Consider the following 21,573-nt stretch of genomic DNA (forward strand, 5'->3'; position numbering starts at 1 on the left):
GGGGACGGGACGTTGTGAGAGACCAACCGTCCTACCAGGGGCTTCTTGACGTCCGGCACCGCCCACGCCGCCCGCGATCATGCTGTGATCAGCCCACACCGAACTGCCGCTGAAAAAGGCTCACTGTCTCACCAAGCATGTATCGAAACACTGCGTGCGCGCCCGAAGGAACGGCCTGCGCCCCCAGGATCCATGTCAACTGCCACAGGAAGCAGGACCGGGCAACGTGCATCCGCCGCTCATGGATGTTCTCCGTGCTGGCTCAGGGTTTCAACACGAGCTGGTATCCGGAGACAACGTGCGGCACAAGGAGCCGACCGGACGGGCAGAGTGGCACAGACCGGCCCCGAGAGCGCCGCTCTAGAGGCGAAGGGGCGCTTCACTTGATCGCAGGCTCTGGACCCGAGTGCGCTCCGATGAGTCCGGACCAATCAATGGCGACGCACGGGGAGCAAGGAGCTACCCGAAGGAGGTCGTGGCATGTCGCGCCAATGATGTCCGGGACTGCCCTTGGGGACCAGCGGGCCCTGCCGGCCAGAGTCCCTTCGGTCAGGTCCATCCAACCACTGCACCTTCAGTGACGATGCCCTCGATCAAGCCCGATCGACCAGCGTGATCGACGGAGGACGCTCACGCAACGTAACTGAGACGAAGGTGTTTCTACTGAACACAGTTGGGAGCGGGGCAAGATCTGTGCCCCGGATCTGCCCCAGGAGCCACTACGGACTTCCACAAAGAGCCGCGATCAGGCGCTCGACCTGCGGAAACGACTCCCTGGCAACATGTGACCTCTTCGAGAGAGGCACGATGCTCAAAGAGGCATGCTCTCGGTGAGAGCATGCCTCTGAGGTGGGGTTTTGTGGGCGATACTGGGTTCGAACCAGTGACCTCTTCGGTGTGAACACGACCGATCATGCCCCGGGCACATGGCCTTCCAGCGCCACCACAGGTCAAGCGCCGCCCTTCAGCGCGACACAGCGCACCTCGAGGAAGATCAAGTAGATTGTGATCTCCCGCTATTCACACCGCACGGGGCTACAAGCGTCGCGCTCAGTAGCCTTCCATCCAGGTTGTGGTCCACGCCGGGTGTCTCCACCGCCCGGCTCTTGAGGCCACCCCGTAGTTACCGGCCGTGGCCGGAGTACCCCGGCTGCGGCCATCTCCCCCCGCGGATACCCGCGATCACCTGTTTGTGGCAGGTCGATAGGCCGTCCAACTTTCGTGATTAATTGGCAGCAACCCCGTGAGGGTCCAGTCTCGCTGGTGGAACATGCACGGCAAGCATGGTCACATCGTCTGTCTGCTCGTAGCCGGCAAGCATCCGATCAGCAAGGTAGTCGAGCATTCTTTCTGGATCTTCTACAAGATCAGGCGGGGTGTCGGCAGCAACGGCGGCGAGTTCGCCGAGCCCGGTGTCCATTCCGCGTCGTCGGTTCTCCACGAGTCCATCGGAGTAGAACACTATGGTGTGACCAGGCTCGATAATGAATTGAATCTTAGTGCGCAGGGCAGGCCAGCCGAGAGGTGTACCTGGTTCTCGGGCGCTGATCCGTGCTGGCGAGTTCGCGGCGAGCAGGAGAGGCGGCGGGTAGCCTGCGTTGCTGATCTCCCCACGGCCGGTCTTGGGGTCGATCACCGCGTAGGCGAGGGTGGTGAACTGTTCGTCGTCCTCGGTCGCGGTGAACAGCCGGTCCAGGCCGGCGAGCACCGCGGCGGGTTCCGGATCGTTGAGGGCCAGGGCTCGTAGCGCGTTGCGGACGCGTCCCATCCCGGCGACGGCGAGCACGCCCTTGCCCATGACATCGCCGACCGCGATTGCGAGCCGCTCGTCAGGGAGGCGGAACGCGTCGTACCAGTCGCCGCCGACCTGAATGTGGCGGGTGGCGGGGTTGTAGCGGGCCGCCAGCACCATCCCGGGGAGCTGGGGAAGGTCGCTGGGCAGCAGGCTGCGTTGGAGAGCCTCGGCGGTCCGGTGCTCGCGCTCGAACAGCAGCGCGCGCTCCACCGCCAGGGCACACTGTCCAGCAAGGGCCTCCAGGAAGACCAGTTCCACGTCGTTGATCTTTCGGGGCCGGATGAAGGAGAACCGCAAAGCGCCGATGGGTGCTCCCGCGGCCAGCAGCGGCAGTCCGATCCAGGCTTGCTCTTCTTCAATGTTTTGGACGAAGGGCTCGGATTCGGCGCTGCCGAGTTGGTCGCGCAAGCTATTGGGACTCTCCGCGACAAATGGCCGCATCTGACGGACCGCGGTCGACATCACGGTGTGGTCGTTGACCGAGAGGTCGCGTGAGGAAGCAGGGGGGTGAGGTTGGGTGAGTCCTTCCCCGGGTGGTGAATCGATGGTCGGCGGCTCGATAGGCAGCAGGTAGCGTTTGCTGTCGTCCAGTAGGGCCACGGCGGAGTAGTCGGCGCCGATGGTGGACCGCGCGGCCTCGGTAATGACCTGGGCGACCTGCGAGACGGTCAGGGCCTCGGCGAGCATGGAGGTGGCCTGCTGGAGCCGCGCGGTGCGCAGCGCCGCGGCCGACAGCTGCTCGGTCAGCCGGCCGCGCATCTCCTCGGCCTCGCGCTGGCCGGTGACGTCGGTGTTGGCGCCGACCCACTCGATGACCGTGTCTTCGATGAGGGTGGGAGTTGCGGTCAGTTCGAAGTGTCGGAAGCTGCCGCTCTTGGTCTGGACGCGGAAGCTGGTATTGAGGGATGTCTTGTTGCTGACACTGTCGAGCCACAGAACGGTGAGGTCTCGGCGGTCGTCTGGGTGGACGGCGGCGATCCACCCGTGTTGGAGGTAATCCTCGCGGCTCTGCCCGGTGATCGCGCGCCAGTCAGGTGCGTCCTCGACCATGTCACCGTTGGGGTCAGCTACCCAGACGATGTGGCCGCCGGCTTCGGCGAGGGTGCGGTAGCGGTGTTCCCTGCGGAAGGCCATGTCGTTGTTGTCCGTGCTGGCAGAGGTGTTGTCCGCGGACAACGCGGGTGCGGTCGTCTGAGCAGGCGAGGTGTCCTTGACTTCGTTGCGGAGTACTTCGAAAGTGTGGGCGCCCTCAACGAGCACCTCATCAGCATGGTGGAGGAGTTGGGCCGCGACCGCCTGGTCGACTTCTCCCATGAGCTGTGTGGAGCCGTCATCTGGACCGGGCTCGCTGCGCGGACTGGTGAGGGTCGCGCGCTGTTCGAGGTCGGCCAGTCGTTTTTCGGCTCGTTCTGCTTGCAGGAGCGCGTCCTGCAGGAGCTGGAGGCCTTCTTGGCGTTGGCGCAGCACTTGTTCCAGTCGTTGCGCGGTGGAGGCCTGCAGGTGCAATGCTGCCTGGAGCCGCTGCTGGGTGTCGGCGAGTTGGGTTCGTGTCGCCGACAGTTCTTCGCTGACGGCGGTTCGGACCTCCTCGTACAGTTCTTCTCTCCTGGTGGTCAGCTCCGTGATTGCAAGCCGGATCTGGCCCAGCATGTGCTGGAGGCCGTCAGCCAGGGTCTCGTGCTTGCGGACCCATGTCTTGATCTGTGTGGCGACCAGTTGTGCGCTGGCGGCGTCGTGCAGGGACGACACCCACGGCTGCACCGCGGGGGGCACCACCGCGATGGACTGCTCGCGTGACGCCACGGCGACCTCAGCCAGCGGACGCGCCCGTTCCGGAGCGGCGGCCTCCCAGAGCGGCCGGACCTTCTGCTGCAGCACGAGGTGGGCTTGACGATCACCAGCCGTGCAGACGCGCAAAAACACGTCGACGAAGGCCCATTCGGGGCGTTTGGCCCCGTTCAGGCTCTGAGAGATCTTGGTATGGCCATAGGGCATCTGCTGAGCAAGGTAACGGATGGTGACCTGGCGCTCGTCAGCGATGTCACGGAGAACCTGCGCGAGCTCGCACACTTCGGCGTACTCCCCCAGCAGCTGCCCCCAATTGCGCCCCCGCTTGCTCACACAGCCCCCTGTGTTGTCCGTGGTTGTCCGCACTTCACCTGCTCGGACGTGGCGTTACGGTGCGGACAATCAAGCACCAGATTAGACAGTTAGTACTTACCACGTCCGATCGCTAGGGAAGGTGAAATGCGTCCGAAACCGAGTCAGCGTGACCACGACTCCGCTGGTTCCTCGTGGTACTGGCGCCTGCGCAGCGTTCTGGAGATCGTCAAGTTCGGAGTCTGGATCGTGGTCCAGGCCGCTCGTGATCACCTCCAGGGTGGTTGATCCACTCGAGGGAGCCTGAGTTGTTCGATACGGCTCCTGCGAGCCGACCTCACCACGTGGCTCACTGTGAGAGCCGAGTCTTCAGGAGTTGTCGAGATCGGGGTGCCGCGCGCAGTCCTTCGGTTCAGGAAGATGGATCGAAGGGCGGCCGCCTCGACTAGTGTCAACCTGAACCTGCGGCGCCGGCGACTTCACGGAGTGGATGCTCAAGCGCTGGCCGGCGGATTGGGCAAGGCACCCTGGGCGTAGTGCGCTCGTTGCCTCGCAGGGCCGACCGCTGGTCGGGGCACCCCGACTCTCGCTCGGCCGTCTTCGGCTCTCGGTTTTCATTCAGCTGGCGGTTAGCGGGTCAGGCCGCGGACGGTTTCGCCGCCGAGGAGTGGCTTGTCGGCGGGGCCTTTGATGTAGGGGCCCCGGTAGATCACCTTGTGTTGTTGCAGGCTTGGGTACCACTGGCGGACCTTGTGCATCCGAACGACCCAGCGGTGCTGCCAGTCGCGGCCGCCAAGGGTATTCTCGCCGGCCTGCTGGGTGCGGCGAAGTTGCACGACGCGGACGTCGGCGGGAACGCCCGCGCGGTCGGCTTGGAGCTGGGCACTGTGATTGAGCGGCGCAGGCTGGAGAGTGGTGATGCGTTGCTCGCTCAGCCGCCAGAACGCGTACAGGAACCGGATCTGGAAGGTGTCCTCGGGGTCGTCGAGCTGACTGTCGGGTGTGTACTCGCCGATCACGCGGTTCTCATCCTGGCCATGCGCGGCGTGCCAAGCCCGGGTCGCTGCCCCGGACTTCTTGACGACCTTCAGGTAGTCCCTGAGCACCTGCAGTTGTTCGGGGGCGGCGGTGTACCGGAAGCCAGCGCATTTGATCGCGTCCAGCAGCAACGGAGGCAGGGGTGTCCCATGCTCGCGGGCGGCGGCGGCCAGCTGCAGGAAGGTGTCGGGCCGGACCGGGCCGTGGGTGTCGTTGTAGCTGGACACCCGCACCGCCGGGAGGTAGCCCAGTGAACCGTCCTCCAGGGAAGGGTTGAGGATGGAGGAGGGGACCCGCCAGGTGAACGCGCGTAGGTCGGCGATGTTGCCGCCGGCGGTGCGGACCAGGACCGGGCGCGGCAGCATCACCAGGCCGGTGGGCCCGGGCAGGTCTTCTTCGCCGAGGAGTTCCAGGTCTTCCAGGGTGAGGCTCTGCGCGGCGGCGATGACGACGTCGCACATGTGCGGGGAGAGGACGTACAGCTCGGCCTCGGCCAGGTAGCGGGCTTCGTCGGTCACCACGGTGTCGGCGGCCGCGGCCCAGTCGGTGAAGGGCGGGAAGGGGTCGCGGTAGCCCATCCCTCCGAACAGCAGCGCGTTGGCGGTGGGTTTGTCGCCGCGCAGGTGCGCGACCTTCAACGCGAACGCGTTTCGGAGTTGCTGCTCTTGCATGTGCCGGGCGATCGGCGCGGACTGCATGTGCTGCATCGTGGCGATCCGCGCGTCCCGCACAGCCCGTGCCGCTCCGGCCAGCGTCCACGCTTTGGTTCGCTTCTTGGCCATGCGCACCACCTCCGGCACCGATCATGACAAAGGGATCGGACATTCTCCCCCACGACCCGCCTGTTCAGTGCGTTTCACCATCCCAGTGGCAAACCACACACGGGTGCCTTATTGGCCGACCTCGGCCAATCCCGCGCAGGGTAGTCGCCATTCGGGTGATCTTTGGAGCATCGGAATGCTGATGACTCGGGTGGGTGCGCTGCCCGATCGCTGATCAGCCCTGCAGTGCGGGGTGGACGGAAACGCGATAGTGGGGAGGCCGTGATCACCACGATCGCCCCGGACCGGATCGGTTCCCGCGAGGATCTCAGAGCGCAGCTGGTCGAGTTGTTTCACCAGGGCGGGTGGAGCCGGCACCGGCTCGCCGAGGCCGCCGGGCTCAGCACCGCGACCGTGCAGGCGGTGTTGACCGGCCGAACCGCGATTCCGCGGACCGGGACGCTGGTGGCGTTCGTGACCGCCTGCGGCCAGGACCCCGGCCCGTGGGTGCGGGCCCGAGGCCGCCTGGTGCGCGGTGCTAGTCGGCAGGCCCGCCTGGCAGGAGCCGAGCCGGACAGGACGGAGCCGGGCTGCGGGGCAGGTCGCCGTAAACCGGCGGGGCCCGTGCCGCGAGGGCCGTTGGTGGGGACGCTGGTGCGGGAGCTGACCGATGCGCACGCGCTGCATCTGGAGGTCCACCGAGCCGTCGCAGTCACGGACCTGTCGGCCACCCTGCCGGTGCTGCCGGCCTACCTGCCGCGGAGAGCCGTCGATGAGCGGTTGCGACGTGAGGTCGCGGCCGCCAGGCAGTGCAGCCGAATGGTCGTGATGGTGGGTGACTCATCCACCGGCAAGAGCCGAGCATGCTGGGAGGCGGTCCGTGCCGAACTACCAGACTGGCGGATCTGGCATCCGCTGGCGCCTGACCGGGCGCAAGCGTTGATCGATGCAGTTCGTGGCGGGCTGGTGGCTCCCCAGACGGTGATCTGGCTGAACGAAACCCAGTTCTATCTGGATGCAGGCGTGATCGGTGAGCAGGTCGCGGCCGTGCTGCAGGAACTGTTGGCCGACCCGCCCCGGGGGCCGGTCCTGGTGCTGGGCTCGATGTGGCCGGAGTACTGGCGCAAGCTGACCGAGCTGCCGGTCAACACCATAGAACGGCACCGGCGCGGACACCGCGACGAGAACCTCGACCGTCATCGAGCAGCACGGACGCTACTGGGACGGGCGATTGAGATCAGCATGCCGCGCGGTTTCACCGACCAGCAGCTCGCCGAACTGCAGGCCACCATCAATTCTGATCACCGGCTGAAGCAGGCGGCCCGGTCCGCAGGCGGACGCCTCACCCAATACCTGGCCGGCGCACCCGAGCTGCTGCGCCGATACCAGCACGCCGACCCGGCGGCCCGGGCCATCCTGCACGCGGCCATCGACGCCCTGCGTTTCGGTCACGGCCGCTACCTGCCCGAGCCCTTGCTGGAAGAAGCTTCCGCTGGCTATATCGAGCAGCACGATTGGGACCAGCTCGACGACGACTGGTACACCACCACGCTGGACACGTTGACCGCGCCGTATCGCCGCTTGCCCGGTCCTCTGACTCCGTATCGGCCACGGCCGGGCGACCCGCCGACCGAGCACCGCCTGTACCGGCTCGCCGACTTCCTCGAGCAGTACGGCCGCGCTGAGCGCCACGAGATCCCCCCGCCGTCGACGCTGTGGGCCGCGGCGCGACACGCGATGCTTCCCGATGTTCTTCGGCTCGCGCGAGCAGCCTTCAGTGCTGGCGACTACCAACGAGCGGAGCTGCTATTTCGCCGCGCGGCAGACTACGACGACCCTGAAGGGCTCGGATACCTGTCGTGGCTGATGGAACACGGTGGGGACCGCGCCGCAGCAGAACGCCTGGCACGTCGACAAGCCGAGCTGGAACCTGACCGAAGCCCGGCAACAGCGCTCCGGAATCTCGCTCTGCGCCGGGAAGCACAGGGCCGCTGCGCAGAGGCTGAACGACTGGCCCTTGACGCCGCGCAGGCCGGAGACTCCTATGCCCTGCGGGCACTGGTCTGGCAGCGCAGACAGACCGGTCACCACGAACGCGCCCACCAACTCGCCGCGTCATTGGCGACACCAGCCGTGGCCGTCCTCGACCGTTGGGGACCGGCAGAAGTCATCCTCGAGTAGCTGTTCGCAGTGTTCAGATACGTTCGCAATGCCAGCCCAGTCGGCGGCGACGACCAGGCACGCAGATCAAGTTCGCAGAACGGCCTCGAAGACGAACACACGGCCCTAGCACGCTCTCCTCACAAACCTGAAACCTCAGGTCGGAACAGGAGAATCGACATGGACCGGCACCTTGGGCTCCCCGGCCCCCGCGCGACGCAGAAGGCCAGCTCCCCGCCCTCCCCTCCCCAAGACCGGCACGCGCGACCCGCGCTAAAGGAGCCAAGGCGTCATCGACGGGAGGCGCGTCGGTTGGCGCAGGCTGGGCTGCTCGCCGCAGTACGCGGTACGGCCTCCACACTGGGAACCACGGCGACCTCGCTGATCATCTGGTGGTTGCTGCACCGGTGACGCGGAATACCCTCCGTTCTGGCTTGCACCTTGGACCGGTGCCGGTGCATCCGACGGCACGCACCGACAGCGAACCCGATGGTGCTTACTTACAGGTGGTGAAGCAGGAGAGACAGCAGCCAGCCCGTGGTACCGGCGGTAGCGCCGCTGACGATGGCGCCGGGCGCCATCGCGTCGGCGAGCCGCGTGAGGATCGTGCGGTGGCGCTTGAGGTGGTCGCGCATCTGGTGCTCCCGGTGTGAGTGGGGAGCGGGTGGCCGGCCGGGCCCGCGTTCGGATGTGATGGTTCAAGGTTGGCGGTTCCGGCCGAATCCGGCTGGAACCCCGGAAAGATCCGGAGGACAACCACGCGGGCCCGGGGCAAGCGAGCAGGCTGGACCGCGGATGTGCCGTCCCGGGCCATGGGTCCGGCGGACTCCGGATGGGTGTCCCGGAAGCCGTGATCGGGGAGGCAATGTGGCGGACACGAGCGGCGGTGGTGCGGCGTTCACGGACCCGGCGCGCGTGCAGACCGCGGCCGAGTTGGGGAAGGCGCTGAACGTGCTGCGCGGTAGCCGCACCTACGCCGAGCTGGACGAGGCGGCTCGGGCACTGCAGAGGGCGGGCGGCGGCGTGGCCAGGCTGCCGCGCAGTACGGTGGGCGACCTGGTCACAAAGGGCCGCTGTGAGCGCGAGACCTTGGAGACCTTCCTGGCAGCATGCGAGGTGCCCCGCGATCGGCATGAAAGGTGGCTGGCTGCCTGGGAACGTACCCGGACTCAGACTGCGCCGGTGCCCGGTGCGGTGCGGGTCCGCGACGCCAGCTGGCGCGCGCTGGGGGTGCATGTGCCGATCGAGGTGCCGGGCGCCGACCCCGACACTCTGCCGGCCTACGTGCCGCGCGACATCGACGAGGAGCCCGCCACGGGGCTGCGTCCCTGGCTGCGCACCGCTGCCGGTCGCGGTGGGATGGTGATGCTGGTCGGCGGGTCCAGCACCGGCAAGACCCGCTGCCTACTGACCGCCGTTCAGCAGGTGGTGCCGGAGTGGTGGCTGCTGCACCCGCGCAACGCAACGCAACTGAACCAGCTGGCCAACCAGCCACCCGGCAGACTGGTGATCTGGCTGGACGAACTGCAGAGCTATCTGGACGGCGCAGACGGGCTGACGGCCGCCACCGCCGACGCGCTAATCCAGGCCGGGGCGGTAATGGTGGCCACCCTGTGGCCCGCTTACCATGACGCCTACCTGGCCGCTCCCGCACCGGCACTGCACCATACCGACGACGACGCAGATAGCGCCGACCAGGCCGATCGGTACTGGTTCGAACGGCAGCTGCTCAAGCTCGCCCACCGGATCCATCTGGCCGAGCGCTGCAGTCCGGCCGAGACCAACCGTGCTCGCCGTCTGGCTGATACCGCGAAGGGCGGGGTCGGTGACCCGTGGCTGCAGGCCGCGCTGCGCTCATGTGACTCGGGCCTGACCCAGAGCATCGCGGCCGCCCCGCAACTTATGAATCGGTGGCGCAACGGCACCCCCTATGCCCGCGCGATCTTGACCGCCGCAGCCGACGCCGCCCGGCTCGGCGTCCACTCCCCGCCGGTGGAGTTCCTGCGCGCCGCAGCCCCCGGCTACTGCAGCCCGGCCGAGCAAGCGCAGGCGCCGACGAACTGGTTCGAGCAGGCGCTGGACTACGCCACCCAACCGCTGGCGGGCGCCGCAGCAGCCCTCACACCCGCAGGCGACGGCATGACCATGGGCACCATCACCGGCTACCGGCTGGCCGACTACCTCGACCAGCACTCCCGAACCGAACGCGCCGACCAGATCCCCCCGCACAGCTTCTGGACCGCCGCCGCCGCACACGCCCATCCCACCGACCTCGCCACCTTCGGCGAGGCCGCCTGGGACCGCGGCCTGTACCGCCACGCCGCTCAACTGTGGAAGAAAGCCACCAAACACGGCGACCCTGATGCCGCTATCCGCCTGGTCACCCACCTGTACACACTGCATCCGGCAGACCTCCCTCCCGCCCGCTACGCCGCCGCGCACGTCGCTCTGGACGACCCGCAGGGTGTGGCCGCGCTCCTGGGCGAGCTGCGGGGAGTAGGGGCGAATGAACAGGTCGCCGTGCTGGCCGCACGCGCGGCCGCGCACGTCGCCCTGGACGACCCGCACGCCGTGGCCGCGCTCCTGGGCGAGCTGCGGAGGGTAGGGGCGGGCGAGCAGGCTGCGGTGCTGGCCAGGCGCGCCGCCGCGCACGTCGCCCTGGACGACCCGCACGCCGTGGCCGCGCTCCTGGGCGAGCTGCGGAGGGTAGGGGCGGGCGAGCAGGCTGCGGTGCTGGCCAGGCGTGCCGCCGCGCACGTCGCCCTGGACGACCCGCAGGGTGTGGCCGCGCTCCTGGGCGAGCTGCGGGGAGGAGGGGCGAATGAACAGGTCGCCGTGCTGGCCGCACGCGCGGCCGCGCACGTCGCTCTCGACGACCCGCAGGCCGTGGTCTTCCTCCTGGGCGAGCTGCGGGCAGCGGAGACGGGCGAGCAGGTCGCCGTGCTGGCCAGGCGTGCCGCCGCGCACGTCGCCCTGGACGACCCGCAGGGTGTGGCCGCGCTCCTGGGCGAGCTGCGGGGAGCGGAGACGGGCGAGCAGGTCGCCGTGCTGGCCGCGCGTGCCGCCGCGCACGCCGCCCTCGACGACCCGCAGGCCGTGGTCTTCCTCCTGGGCGAGCTGCGGGCAGCGGAGACGGGCGAGCAGGCTGCGGTGCTGGCCGCGCGTGCCGCCGCGCACGTCGCCCTCGACGACCCGCAGGCCGTGGTCTTCCTCCTGGGCGAGCTGCGGGCAGCGGAGACGGGCGAGCAGGTCGCCGTGCTGGCCAGGCGTGCCGCCGCGCACGCCGCTCTGGACGACCCGAAGGCTGTGGCCGCGCTCCTGGCCGAGTTGCGGAGGGTAGGGGCGAATGAACAGGTCGCCGTGCTGGCCAGGCGTGCCGCCGCGCACGTCGCCCTCGACGACCCGCAGGCCGTGGTCTTCCTCCTGGGCGAGCTGCGGGCAGCGGAGACGGGCGAGCAGGTCGCCGTGCTGGCCAGGCGTGCCGCCGCGCACGCCGCCCTGAACAACCCGCACGCCGTGGTCGCACTCCTGGAAGAGTTGCGGAAAATGGGGGCGGGTGAGCAGGTCACCGTGCTGGCCAGGCGCGCGGTCGCACATGTCGCCCTCGACACCCCGCACGCCGTGGCCCTCCTCCTGAGCAGGTTGCAGAGGGTAGGGGCGGGCGAGCAGGTTGCCGCGCTGCTGGCTCGCGACCTTGCCGCAAACGTCCCCCTCGACAACCCCAACGCGGTTGCCGCTCTCCTGGGCAAGTTGCAGAGGTTGGGGGCGGGTGAGCAAGTCACCGTGCTGGCCAGGCGCGCCGCCGCGCACGTCGCCCTCGACGACCCGTACGCCGTGGCATCCCTCTTGGACGGATTGCGGGGGATGGGGGCGGGTGAGCAGGCTGCGGTGCTGGCCGGGCGCGCCGCCGCGAACATCGCCCTGGACAACCCGCAGGCCGTGGCCGCATTCCTGGGCAGGTTGCGGGGGGTAGGGGCGGGTGAGCAGGTCACCGTGCTGGCCAGGCATGCCGCCGCACACGCCGCCCTGGACAACCCGCACGCCGTGGCTACCCTCCTGGAGGAGTTGCGGTGGGTGGGGGCGGACGAGCAGGTTGCCGTGCTGGCCGAGCGCGCCGCCGCGCACGTCGCCCTGGACGACCCGTACGCCGTGGCGGCCCTCTTGGACGGGTTGCGGGAGATCGGGGCAGCAGGCCAACTCGCCGTGCTGGCCGAACGGTTGCCTGCTGCCGGCTTGTTCGCTGCGTTTGTTGATATCGGCGACCGGAGGGAGCAATTCCGGTTCGGGCGTGACCGCGATGGGAGCGCCGCTGGGCGCTGGTTCTGGGAGGAACTGCAGTAGCTCCATCCACTCCAAGCCGTCGTAGCCCAATCAGGTAGAGGCGCCCGGTTTAGGTCCGGGAGGATCGGGGTTCGAGTCCCTTCGGCGGTACGTGCGACAGACGTGGAGGGATGACCGAGCGGTAAGGTGCCGGGCTGCTATCTCGAGGCCATGGCGACGCCCTGCGCAGGTTCGCCCCTTCGCTTCCTCCGCTCCATTCGATCCAGCCGGTGACAGAGCCCGCCTGATAAGCGGGTAGCGCCAGGTTCGACTCCTGGGGACGGGACTCTTTGGTTCGAGGAGGCCAGCCGATGGATGGCGCTGGCCGGTTCCGAAAACCGTTGAGGTGAATGCCCGTGTGGGTTCGACCCCTACGCGCGTCTGGGTGGAACTGCCACCTGGGTGGGGACCAGGCCAAGCCATCCTCGCCGCGTGGATCCACGCCGGCTACCAGGTCACCGAGCGGCGATCGCCTGGCATCGGCGAGCGGCGGATGCTCATCCACGGCACACCGGACTCCGCAGACACGCAGCCAGCCGAGGACGGCCCACCAGATCCGCCACTCGACGCCGAGGAAACCTTCCCGCCCGACGCCGTCCGCCACCTCCAGCCCAACCACCCGCAGGTGTGGGCGCAACTGGCGGCCCGCCACCTTGATCACCTGGCTAGGGCGCCCCGATGACCCCGCCGTCCTACTGGATGGCGCCCCGACGAGCCGGCCCGCGGCGTCTACCGGTATAACACGGCCGTGAGCCGCTACCAGGACTCCGCCCTCCCTCCCGACCAGTGGTGCTGGAGCTGCAGCCCCGCTGAAGCCGCCCGTCTCGTCCCCCCAAGGGGCTCTCGATAGCCGGTACCGGCCGTGGCCAGCCTTCCCTGCCTGCGGCGCGTACCCCGCTGACTCGCCATGACCGCACTGATCGTCATGCCGTGCGGTCAACGACTTCAAATTCAGGACGACCCGGCCCGCTTGGAAACCTCGCCGTGCTCGCCGCATCGCCGCAGGTAGAAGGCATTGCCTAGTCCATCTAGCTTTCCAGTGGAATTGGAAGGTCGGTCCTTAAACCATTTTTCCCACGCGGAGCCCCAGCCCCCGCTACGGTCGGATCTCGAATACAACCACGCTGCTCGCACCGATCGGTAGCTGCTCATGCAGCCTACGAAGGGAGCAGCAGGATGGATTCGACCCGGAAGGACGCGCGCCTACGGCGCGCACAGAGCCGGGAGCGGTACGCGCAGTTCGTCGCGGTCTTCCTTGCGGGGATGGTCACGGCGCTACTGATCGCGGTAGCAGGGAGCCGGTCGGGCGGTCGAGGGCAGCGTCGCTAGCAAGTCCCTCGACCTCGCCCGACGGCGAACAGCAGGGCGTCCCCACCTGGTGGGGGCGCCCTTCCTTATGCGGCGCCCGCCGTCCCAGAGACCTTAGTCGAGGTACGTTCAGGAGCCGCAGGCTCACGGTACCGGCCTATCAACTCTGGCGTAACGGGTTCCGCGGCAGAGTCAGCTTTTTATGGCCCAGGTATCTCACAAGCCCCGGTATTTTCCCCCCACTGGGTGCGACTACCTGCGGGAACGCGCCTCCTGGTCTGCTCGGGCGCTCAGCCCGAAACATTAGCCCTCCCCGGCCGTGCATGGTGTCCGGCGGCCGGAACGCCCCGGCCCCCGACACCCACTGCGGGAGGCCCATCACGTTGCCCGCCGCGCCCCAGGAGCAGCCCGGCCCCTAGGAGGCCGCGCTCCTGGCCGCCGTCGACGTCGACCCCTCCGTCAACCCGACCGAACTGGACGAGGCCGACATCCTCGCCCACCTGTACGGCGCCGAACCCAACGTCCACGAGCACGACGCATCGATGCTCCTGCCCGTCCAGGTGGCGACAATCTCGCGCGCAGCTCCGCCCCGGTTCGGCCCGGACCGGTCAAGCCCTTATGTGGCCTGAGACGGCCCGGAGACCGGAAAACCAGGACCGGGTCTGCTGCGTCGGAGAAAGGGACGAGCATGGGGTCGCCCTGGCGGCCCGGTGAGGAGAGCGCAATGGAACTGAGCGTGGCGACCAGCGAGGATCACGCCGCCGATCTGTACGCCTGGCTGTCAGAGGACCGTGCGGTGACCCGCGGCGCGACGTTCTCCCCGCCGGTTCCCATCGACGAGGGCACCTTGGGCGGCGGGTTCGAGTGGCTCAACTTCGCGGTCAGCAGCGGCTTCAGCCTGGCCGGCCTGATCACGTCGCTGGCGTCCTACCGGCTCGCACGCCGCCAGTCGACCGGCCAGGCCCCGGATGTGACCATCCACTGCCAGACGATCGTCATCACGGTCGGGGACGACGTCCAGGAGACGCTTCGACGTGTCGACGAGGCACTCGGTGATCTGGCGGGGCCCGGCGAATGACGGCGCTGCCGGACCCCCTCCAGTCCCATGCGGTGCTGGTAGGCGTGTCACGCTATCCGAGGATGCCCCTCGAAAGGCAGTTGCCGCAGGTCATGAACGGACTGGAGCACCTGGCCGGACTACTGTGCGACCCCGACGTCTGGGGCCTGCCCGAAGACCGCTGCACGATCCTCGCCGAGCCGCCGGACACGGAGACGATTATCGGCGGGCTGCGTGCCGCCGCGGCGACGGCGAGCGACACCCTGCTCTTTTACTACGCAGGCCATGGACTCACCGACCCTCAGGTCGGACGCGAGCTGTACCTGGCCTTGCCGCACAGCTACGAGCCCGGCGGGGCGCATACAGCACTGGGCTACTCCTTCCTGCGCAAGGAGATGCGCCTAACCTCCGCGGTCCGCAAAGCGGTGATCCTCGACTGCTGCTGGAGCGGCCTGGCTGCGGAAGGGACCATGGGGGCCGACGCGGCTCCTCTGGCCGGGATCGGAGGCGCCGGCGTCATCACCGCCACCACGTCCAACCGCCAGGCGATCGCGCTGCCGGGCGCGAAGCTGACCGCGTTCACCGGCGCGCTGACGGACCTGCTCCGGGACGGCGTTCCCGAGGGTTCCGAGTTCCTCGATCTCGAATCCATCTTCCGGGCCCTGCACACCCGTCTCACAGCCGCCGGGTTCCCCGAACCGCAACTGGTGGGCATGGACGAAGGGGCCTCAATAGTGCTGGCCAGGAACGCACAGGCCCGGTGCCAGGATGTCGCCACCTATCGGATGCTGATCGCAGGCGGGAAGTACGAAGAAGCGCTCGACGTCCTGTACCGGTCGGCCGCCGACGACGAAGCGGCACTGAACGAGTTGCTGCTCCGGCTCAGGCGGACCGGGCGGTTCCAAGCGGCGGCCGAGCTCGAACAGGTCGCGCGCGAGGGGGCCGGAGCGCTGCGCGCGGCCCTGCACCGGCTTCGTTCTGGCGGTGTGTCGGTCAACTGACTCAGCCGACCGACTCAGCCGGCCAGCCCAGCCGACTCAGCGCGCCAGGACATAGCGGGCAAACTCGGCGGAGAACAAGGCGGGCCGGGTACGGTCCTCGGTGACGAGACCCATCTGGCGGAAATGGTTGAGTTCCAGCGAGTTCCGCGTCGGGGCCTCGCCGGCGGCGAGCGACCGCAGGAGTTCGGAGCCAGCCTCGCCGACGTCGAGCGCGACGACCTGGACCAGATGGTCAAACTGACTGTCGAAGATGCCCAGTACCTGCTCGTACGCGAGCGCCACGTCCAGCGTCCCGGTCTCCTCGTGCACGTCGACGATGCTCTGGCAAAGCAGTTCGAGCAGATAGGGATGTAGTCCGGCGAGGTCGAGGACGTCGTCCCGGACGCCGAGCAGGTCGACCCCGACCGCGGCGGCGCGCGAGAGCATCACGTCGGCCTCGGCGGGAGAGAACATGCCGACGAAAGGCCGAATGTTCATCACGCCGTCCAGGATCGATCCGCCAGCCGCGTCGGTCTCGATGGTGATGATCCGGCGCCGGGAAATGGTCACCAGGCCGACGGGGTAGACGGGCTCCGAGGCCAGGGCCCTGAGCAGCTGGAATTCGGCGAGGCTCTGGCACACCGTTGCGGCCCGGTCGAACTCGTCCAGCACGATAAGGGCGTAGGTCTCGCGGTCGGCCAGGGCCTTGAAGAACATCTCCACGGTGTGCCGTAGATCGCCCCAGTCCGTGGCGGTGAGAGCCGCACCGCCGATGGCTTCGAGCGCCGGCGGCGAGCCGGTGGCGCGCAGCACTTCGGAGATCATCGCCTTGAACAGTTCCTGGCCCGAACCGAGGCTGCCGACATTGAGGATGACGGACACAAGGTCGGTGCGTTCACACGTGCTCACCGCTTGGTGGACGAGGCTCGTCTTGCCGGTCCGGTGATGACCAATCACCGACAGGTTGCCCGGCGGCCCGCCTTGCCGTCTCCAGGCGCGCTGAATCTTGCCGGCGAGCTTGGGCCGCGGGACGAAGTGATCGCCGACGGCCACACGCCCGACACGGTCGTAGGGGTTGTCGGTCGTCATGATGCACCCATGTACTTGAGCAGCCATTCGCGATAGAGGCCGACCACGATCCGGTACGAGCCCTCGTCATGCTGGACGACCTCGTGCGCGACCAGGTGGCGGAGGAGTTCGCGCAGACCGGTCCCGCCGTACTCGTGCGCGACGGCGTCCAGGGTCGCCTGCCCGCGTTCCCCCGCGCGCGCGATCGCCACCAGGGCGGCCCGTTGGTCGGCACTGGAGAAATCGAGCGTGTCGTGCGATTCCAGATGGTCGAAGTCGGCGCCTGTGAGCCGTTCGATGAAGTCCTGTGCCACTAGATCGACGTCGGCCTGGGTCACTAGCGGCGCGCGCTCCTCGTTCATGTACTCGACCAGATCGGCGCACAGGCGCTGGATGAAGAAGGCGTTGCCACCGGTCAGATCAAGGATCCGGGCCACAGCCCCTTCCCGGTGACGGGTCTGACCGTCCAGCCTGATCGGCCACTCGATGAGCCGCCGGGCTGGGGCGGGGGCAAGGCGGCTGACGCGCTCGGTACTGAACACGCCGAAGACGTTCGGATCATCTCGGACGAGTCGCTCGATCGCGGACTGGCCGACGATGACCAGGTGGAACAGGCGCCGCTCGACGAGCGCTTTGAACGCGGTGAGAAAGGCGGCCGGGGCGAGCCCTTGGCTGATCCAGGTCTGCAGGTACTGGAACTCGTCGATGGTCACGATGAGGGAGGGGGCCCTGGGAACAGCGCGCCGGTAGCCGTCGAAGATCTGGGTGCAGTCGAAGACCGGGTCCGGGCTCGCGAGAAAGTCGGCGCGGCGTAGATCAGGCGGCAGCAGGGGCGCCTCCCCCGGCAGCACCTTGTCGGCGCTCTCGACGATGCGCCACATGAGTAGGGCGAGAAGCCTGGTGGGGTCCATGTTGCGGCTTGGCGTGAGCTCGCCGATATTGCCGATGTCCGCGACCGGCAGCCCGTCCTCACGAAGCCGGCGTACTAGTTGCAGCCGGATCGACGATTTCCCAGCCCGCCGCTGCCCGAAGATGGCCAGTCCCGCACCGGGTCCGGCGGCGCTCCGGAAGCGCTCCCTGGCACGATTGATCAGCTCGTCCCTGCCGAAGAACATGTCGGGCCTGTCGACCGGTCGGCCACTCGCCCAGTCCAGGTAGGGGTTGGGCACTTCCGCGAAATCGCCGGAAGCGGGGACGCGCACCTGCAGGTCGGCGGTCAGTAGGGCGGTCGCCTTGCTGAGACGGGTGCGATAGCTGAGGGTCACCGGCAGTGTGAAGCTGCGGATGCCCTGGTACAAGTCCGCCGGTTCTAAACGGACCACCACGATCTGCGACGTCCCTCCGCGGACCGGCGCCGGCAGCGTGTGGTCGGATGACGTCCAGCGGAACCCAACAAGATCGTCGTCGATGAGCACCGTCGCCGCCTCTACGGCGGCGCGGCCCTCCGCGTTGGCCACCTTCACCTGCACGATCACGGAGTGGTCCTGCGCTGCGCGCACCAAGGCCACGCTCACCTCGGGCAGGGGCGGACTGTTCTCGATCAGCTCCCGGTACGCGGCTTTCGTGCGCTCGTGCAGCGATGCACGGACCGGTTCCACGACCTCCACCGACAGAGTCGTAGGCGCGAGGCGGATGTCCTCGCCTAGCGCGTCGGCGACCCGCAGCGCGGAGCGCAGCGCGCCCTCCTTCTCATCGAAGGTCCGCCCACCTACAAAATCCTGCAGCGACAGCAGCACCTTGGCGATCCTCGACAGTTCATCACCCAAGTATTCCGGTGCCCGGTCGCGGTACTCCGCGAGCGTTTCCAGCGCCGACGCCATGCCTGACTTCGAAAGGGTCAGCCGTTCCAGAGCCCCGAGCCCGTGGACGAGCCACCACCGGTTTTCCGACCATTCCTTGGCGGCACGCAACCAGGCGTTCCGGAGGTTCTCGGGCCCATCAAGGTAGAAATGGGCCACGGCTGCGGCCCGAAGGCCGGGCTCGTCACAGATGGCGGACAGCACGAGCTCGCCCAAGTCGCCTTCCTCCGCGAGGAGTTCGAGCAGAAGGTCGAACACGGCGGGCTCATCGGTCGCGGCAAGGCGGCGCAGCCCTTCCGCCCAACCCTGATCAGCGCCTTTGGGCGTGACGCCCTCGATCACCGCGACAAGCCGCCGCAGGACTTCCTCCAGGCCGACGGGCCCGTCTTCGCCGTTGAGCAGGCTCAGAGCCGCCAAATAGAGATCAATGGCCGACCGGCTCCGCCGCGTCCGCGTCTCAGCTGCCAGCACGAGGAGGCGAAGCACGCGTTCGTCCTCCGTGATCGGTGTGAGCGCCTGCCTTGGACCGGGCCGGGCTCTGCGCCCCTGGACGTCGCGAACGACAGCTGCGAGCCCATCCTCCGCTGGGAGCGACCGGCCGGCGGCAAGCAATCCGGCGACCCGCCGGGCGGACTGGTCGAGCCAGCTTCCCCGCGGGCCGTAACTGCGATCCACGAAGGCGTTGATGGACGCGGTGGTGCCGTGGCCCGACCGGTCTGGGAGATCGAGCCCGACGTTGTTGACCGCGTCCAGCGCGTGCCGGAGCTCAGGCGACAGCTCCAGCGCCTGCTCCGCGCACTCCACCGCCAAGCTGAGCGCCGTGGCGGTCTTCACCTCAAGGCAGGCCGCCACGACAGGGCTGGCATCCGAGAACGACGCCCAGAGCACGGTCGTCTCGCGCCACCAGTTGTCGTCCACGTTCGCGATGAGGTGGTCGACCAGGCCTGGTTGCTGTCCGATCTGCGCGGCGGCCAGATACTCCTGCAAGGTGATGTGCGCGAAGGCGTATCGGCTGTACTCAACCTCGACAAGCAGTCCAGACCTGCGAACTTCCTCTAGGAAGTCCTCAGGATGTACATGGGAGGCGACCTGGAGAAGCGGGTCCCAGAGGATCCGCTTAGCCTCCGCCGCGGAGACGTCACGGACTCGCGCGGTCATCATGGCCAGTGCCAGGTGCCGCACGACCCGTTCCTTCTGGCCCCCTCTCAGGCCGGTAACGTCCACGACGCCCTTGGCCTCCTGCCGGCGATGGATCAGGACGTCGCAGATCTCGGCGTAGAGGTCGGCGCGGCTGCCTGGCAGAGCACCGCGGTAGCGGTGCACGTTCGCGATCATGGTGAGCAGCAGCGGGTTGGCGGCCAGGGCGAGCAGCTCGGGTCGTGTTCTGAGCTGGAGCTCCAGATCCTCGGCTTGCGCCGCCGCCCTGGCGGAGTTCCGGGCGTCCTCCAGGCCGACGGCGCGCTGCTCGACCGCCTCGTACCAGTTGTGCAGGTAACGGGAGATCTGCTCGGCGGAGAACGTCCGCAGACGCAGCACCTCGGCGTCGGGCAGCGGATTGTTTAGGTACCCATGCGGCCGCGAGGTCACGACATAGGTGTTGCCCGGGTACCGGCGAGTCTGCTGCTTCACCCAGACCACGAACCGGCTCCGATCGGCCGCGTCAGCGATCTCATCCAGCCCGTCGAGCAGCACTAGGCAGCCGCCCTGGTCGAGCCGCCGCTTCAGCCACCGGGCGGGGACCATTCCGGCCAGCCAGCCCACCGAGACCGCGACCTCGGACAGCTCCGGCGCTTCGTCGGCCAGGATCATGTCCCGGTGCTCGCGCAGGTAGATCAAGACCGGCAAGGGCGACCACCGCCAGAACGGCCGGTTCCGATCGCACAGGGCGAGGGCGAGAACGCGGAGCATCGTCGTCTTGCCCGAGCCCGGCCCGCCGAGCACCACGAAGACCCGGCCACGTCCCCAGTCCATGACCGATCGCAGCGATCTCGGCTCCCTGGCGAGCTCAGCAGGCCTCCCGACATATGACTCGGGGGCCGCGACGTGGAGCGGTGCGGCCTCCATGCGGACGTCGACGTACACATCCCGCATTCGCGGGATGTACTCGCTCTGCGTAATGATGCCCACCGTCTCCATGCGCTCGACGCTGGAGCGCAGACTCCACAGATAGACGCGGCGCCAACGGCCCAGCTTGGCGCCGGTGGGACCGCCCTTCCTCTGATGAACGAGAAGGCCTATGAGGCCAGCGGCCCCGAATGCGGCATAGGCCCAGGTCCAACTGAGCCTGCTATCGCTCAGCACTTGGTTGGTGATCACACCTGCCAGAACCACTCCGCTGACCCCAACCACCGCCAGCGCAAACGCCCTCAGCACCGTCGTTCTCACCAGCCGCTCATGTCGCGCCCCGACCGAGGCCCCTGAAGCCAGCTAACACGCGCTCAGCGCCGGACACATCCTCGTTTTCCAACCTGCAATCTGGAATTGACGGGCGCTCCTCACCGAGCCGTACCGCGCGCGTCATGACCACCTCGGCGGTGAGCGCCTCCCGATGACGACCGAGCAGTGCTAACCGGAGTCCGTAGAGGCCCGTAGGCGGGTGCATAGCCTTGCAGTGCCTAGCAGGTCGGGGAGTTGACCACGGCGAGGCCGGAGGCCTTGCAGGCCGCCTCGGCGTACAGGCATGCCTCACTCTCCAGGTCGCCGTCACGCTCGTGGAGGTCGGCCGCCACCGCGGTATGGCGGCGCAGCGAGTCGTGCGGCTCCGCGAGGACCGCCAGGCCGACGCGCGGCCCGTCGGTCTCGCCGACGGCCACCGCGCTCTGAGTAGGACGATTGGGCTGCCAGCCAGGCGCACGAGCTCGTCGTACCACTCCACGATCTACACCCAGTCGGTCTCCTCGGCTCTGAGCGCGGCGGTGCACTACCGGGTGGATCCGGAATGGTGGCTGAACGGGAGCTCCTGCTGCCCGGAGAACTGCATGCCACGCCGACAGTCAGGGCAAGCCCGCCCGGGCGTCCTATCATCGGGCGATCACTCAGCGGCATGAACGGACGCCGATCCACTGAGCCTTTTTCAGCAGCGGTGTGGTGACTGTTGATCACATGATGGTCGCGGTCGGTGCATCTGCCCCGGAACGTCAAGGAGCCCCTGGTAGGACGGTTGATCTCTCACAACCCTCCGTCCAAC

General features: G+C 68.1%; 10 protein-coding genes and 2 tRNA genes. 6 read left to right on the forward strand and 6 right to left on the reverse strand.

Annotated elements, in window-relative coordinates; translation table 11 throughout:
• Nucleotides 1-1,225: 1,225 nt before the first annotated feature.
• Complete coding sequence (locus J4557_RS47835; protein WP_307800622.1) at nt 1,226-3,916, reverse strand: SpoIIE family protein phosphatase; 2,691 nt, start codon at nt 3,914-3,916, stop codon at nt 1,226-1,228.
• Nucleotides 3,917-4,524: 608 nt separating this feature from the next.
• Entirely contained in the window at nt 4,525-5,715 is a 1,191-nt protein-coding gene (locus J4557_RS47840) for a hypothetical protein (protein WP_208274481.1), read from the reverse strand.
• Nucleotides 5,716-5,976: 261 nt separating this feature from the next.
• Here J4557_RS47840 and J4557_RS47845 point away from each other — a divergent pair, with 261 nt between their 5' ends.
• Nucleotides 5,977-7,875, forward strand: a complete 1,899-nt coding sequence (locus J4557_RS47845; RefSeq protein ID WP_208274483.1) for a helix-turn-helix domain-containing protein — start codon at nt 5,977-5,979, stop codon at nt 7,873-7,875.
• Between the two features lie 479 nt (nt 7,876-8,354).
• On the opposite strand, the gene J4557_RS51425 is transcribed toward J4557_RS47845, so the two are convergent.
• Complete coding sequence (locus J4557_RS51425; protein WP_279576451.1) at nt 8,355-8,489, reverse strand: hypothetical protein; 135 nt, start codon at nt 8,487-8,489, stop codon at nt 8,355-8,357.
• Nucleotides 8,490-8,721: 232 nt separating this feature from the next.
• Between J4557_RS51425 and J4557_RS47850 the strand changes: the two genes are divergently transcribed.
• The 5 genes from J4557_RS47850 (at nt 8,722) to J4557_RS47870 (ending at nt 15,540) form a co-directional block, all read left to right on the forward strand.
• Nucleotides 8,722-12,195, forward strand: coding sequence for a hypothetical protein (locus tag J4557_RS47850; RefSeq protein ID WP_208274485.1), 3,474 nt, complete (start codon nt 8,722-8,724; stop codon nt 12,193-12,195).
• Nucleotides 12,196-12,210: 15 nt separating this feature from the next.
• A tRNA-Leu gene (locus J4557_RS47855) sits at nt 12,211-12,285 on the forward strand.
• Nucleotides 12,286-12,299: 14 nt separating this feature from the next.
• Nucleotides 12,300-12,386: transfer RNA gene (locus tag J4557_RS47860), tRNA-Ser, on the forward strand.
• Nucleotides 12,387-14,206: 1,820 nt separating this feature from the next.
• Nucleotides 14,207-14,560, forward strand: coding sequence for an effector-associated constant component EACC1 (locus tag J4557_RS47865; protein WP_208274487.1), 354 nt, complete (start codon nt 14,207-14,209; stop codon nt 14,558-14,560).
• The gene (locus J4557_RS47870) at nt 14,557-15,540 is read left to right on the forward strand and encodes a caspase family protein (RefSeq protein WP_208274493.1); all 984 of its coding nucleotides are present in this window, start codon (nt 14,557-14,559) and stop codon (nt 15,538-15,540) included. Before J4557_RS47865 ends, J4557_RS47870 begins: the two co-directional genes overlap by 4 nt.
• A 36-nt stretch (nt 15,541-15,576) precedes the next feature.
• On the opposite strand, the gene J4557_RS47875 is transcribed toward J4557_RS47870, so the two are convergent.
• The 3 genes from J4557_RS47875 to J4557_RS47885 form a co-directional block, all read right to left on the reverse strand.
• A complete protein-coding gene (locus J4557_RS47875; protein WP_208274495.1) occupies nt 15,577-16,608 on the reverse strand; it encodes an ATP-binding protein in 1,032 nt (343 codons plus the stop codon).
• Entirely contained in the window at nt 16,605-20,771 is a 4,167-nt protein-coding gene (locus J4557_RS47880; protein WP_208274499.1) for an NACHT domain-containing protein, read from the reverse strand. Before J4557_RS47880 ends, J4557_RS47875 begins: the two co-directional genes overlap by 4 nt.
• Nucleotides 20,772-21,001: 230 nt before the next feature.
• Entirely contained in the window at nt 21,002-21,199 is a 198-nt protein-coding gene (locus J4557_RS47885) for a hypothetical protein (protein WP_208274500.1), read from the reverse strand.
• Between the last annotated feature and the right edge of the window lie 374 nt (nt 21,200-21,573).

Source organism: Actinomadura nitritigenes, from assembly GCF_017573545.1.
GTDB classification, from domain to species: domain Bacteria; phylum Actinomycetota; class Actinomycetes; order Streptosporangiales; family Streptosporangiaceae; genus Spirillospora; species Spirillospora nitritigenes.

Excerpts from the sequence above, each read along its gene's own strand:
- J4557_RS47840 (WP_208274481.1), bottom strand. The coding sequence starts at position 5,715 with ATGGCCAAGAAGCGAACCAAAGCGTGGACGCTGGCCGGAGCGGCACGG.
- J4557_RS51425 (WP_279576451.1), bottom strand. The coding sequence starts at position 8,489 with ATGCGCGACCACCTCAAGCGCCACCGCACGATCCTCACGCGGCTCGCC.
- J4557_RS47865 (WP_208274487.1), top strand. The coding sequence starts at position 14,207 with ATGGAACTGAGCGTGGCGACCAGCGAGGATCACGCCGCCGATCTGTAC.
- J4557_RS47870 (WP_208274493.1), top strand. The coding sequence starts at position 14,557 with ATGACGGCGCTGCCGGACCCCCTCCAGTCCCATGCGGTGCTGGTAGGC.
- J4557_RS47875 (WP_208274495.1), bottom strand. The coding sequence starts at position 16,608 with ATGACGACCGACAACCCCTACGACCGTGTCGGGCGTGTGGCCGTCGGC.